A 2,109-nucleotide genomic window follows, 5' to 3' on the forward strand; every position below is an offset into this window, starting at 1 on the left:
GAGTTAGAAGAAATTCTGTTTGAGCGTTGTCAAGTTCTTTTAACACAGCAATTTGCAATCAAGGCTATAACCCAGTACCATTGGTGGCCGAAAATTCAGGTTTAATTACTCCGATGCTACCGGATTTGATATAACAGGTGATATTGGTGATAACTACGAATTACGTTGGTACGCCCAAGTTGATGCGGATGAATGGTCTAACGAATACATTACCCCAGTTGCTGAGGAAGTTGGCTCCACAGGTTACTGGTTCTATAATCCCAATGACTCACAAATTACAATTTCCTATGAGGGCGGGAATAGTCCCAATGGAGACTTCAATGTTGCGGCCAACAGTTCCAGATTTATAGAAGTGGACTCTGATGGTGACATCAATTTGTCTGGGGATAATTACTCTGGTCTGCGCTTCTTTACAGATGGTACTAATAACGGTGGCGCTACGCCCAATTTCTATGGTTTAGCCCAAGTAGATGCAGACGGTGGTGGCCAAATTTTTGATTGGGGCTTCCCCTTAATACCGACCGATCAGCTAAGCTCACAGGTGCTGGTGGGATTAGGACGCGGTGCGACCGATGATGGTCTGCCTCTCAACGATCAAGGGGAAGAAAGCAGGAGTGTTGTTTGGGTAACGCCCATTGAAGATAGCAACATCTTTATTGACTTCGATGGGGATGGCACATTTGACAATAACGTTGCTGTGGATGCCTTAGATTCACTGCGAATTGTGGATGATACTGTCCTATTCTCTGGGGCTGAAGGTGACCAGGATCTGACCGGAGCTATTATTGTTTCCAATACCTCTGCGGATGGCAATGGCCAGCCAAATGGGAATCCAGTCAGCATTGCAGCTGTCTGGGGACAAGATCCACCGCGGTCGTTGTCCAATGATGGCGAAGCTTTAGATTTAGGAACGGCGATCGTGCCATTGGCTAATCCTGCTATTAATAAGGAAGCCGTTAGTGTTACCAATCCAGATGGTTCCACGGATAGCGATGGCATTGTAGACCAGGTTGACGATGTCATTAATTATGAGATTGCAGTTAGTAATGTCGGTTTCCAAGACCTAACAGGTGTCAATGTCACAGACCCCCTCTTAGCCGGAAATCTGAGTGGCCCTGTTGAGTCTATAAACACTGATGGCATTTTAGAGCGTGGAGAAACTTGGACTTACACAGGAAGCTATACCGTTCAGCAGTCTGACATTGATAGCAATGGTGGTGGTGATGGGGATATCGACAACACTGCCACAGTTGACACCAATGAGACACCTCCGTCCAGCGATTCTGAGGAAGTGCCGATAAATCTGAGCAGCATTAGCGGTAATGTTTCAGAGGATACTGATAACGATGACACTGGTGATGTCAACCTCGCAAACGTCACGGTGGAGTTGCTTGATGACCAAGATACGGTGATTGCCACCACCACTACTGATGTAGATGGCAACTATGAGTTTAATGACTTAGAGGCGGGTGATTACACTGTTCGTCAGGTTAACTTGCCTGGTTACAGCAATGTTAGTGATACTGATGGAGCTAACGACAATCTGATTAGCGTCACGCTGCCTGGAGATGTAGATTCCACGGGTAATGATTTTGTGGATGAGATTCCCAATGGCAGCATCTCAGGTACAGTAACCGAAGATACCAATAATGATGGTACAGGAGATAATCCTCTAGCAGACGTGACTGTCACCTTGGTAGATGACCAGGGCAATCCTGTAGCCACAACAACGACAGGTACAGATGGTAGCTACACCTTCACAGATGTAGAACCTGGTGATTACCAGGTGGTACAAACCAACCTACCTGATTATCAAGATGTCAGCGACCAAGATACAACCCCTGATGGGGATGCAGCAGATAACAACACCACTGTAGACAATATTGTAGGTGTAACTGTTGACCCTGGTGAAAATGATACTGGCAACGACTTTGTTGATCAGCAGCAAGCAGACCTATCTGTGGTCAAGACAGTAGATAACGCTACTCCCAATGTGGGTGAAAACATTACCTTCACCATTAACTTGACTAACGATGGTCCCAATGATGCCACCAATGTGGATGTCAAAGACCTCTTACCTGCTGGTTTGACCTATGTTTCTGATACTAC

At 46.0% G+C, this 2,109-nt stretch carries 2 protein-coding genes; both read left to right on the forward strand.

Annotated elements, in window-relative coordinates; genetic code table 11:
• The first annotated feature begins 146 nt into the window (after positions 1-146).
• Positions 147-350, forward strand: a complete 204-nt coding sequence (locus tag F6K06_RS29770) for a hypothetical protein (protein ID WP_287308979.1) — start codon at positions 147-149, stop codon at positions 348-350.
• A gap of 374 nt (positions 351-724) precedes the next feature.
• The coding region (locus F6K06_RS29775) for an SdrD B-like domain-containing protein (protein ID WP_287308981.1) at positions 725-2,109 on the forward strand (1,385 nt) is incomplete at its 3' end.

The sequence above is a fragment of the Okeania sp. SIO1H4 genome (genome assembly GCF_010672695.1).
Taxonomy (GTDB): domain Bacteria; phylum Cyanobacteriota; class Cyanobacteriia; order Cyanobacteriales; family Microcoleaceae; genus Okeania; species Okeania hirsuta.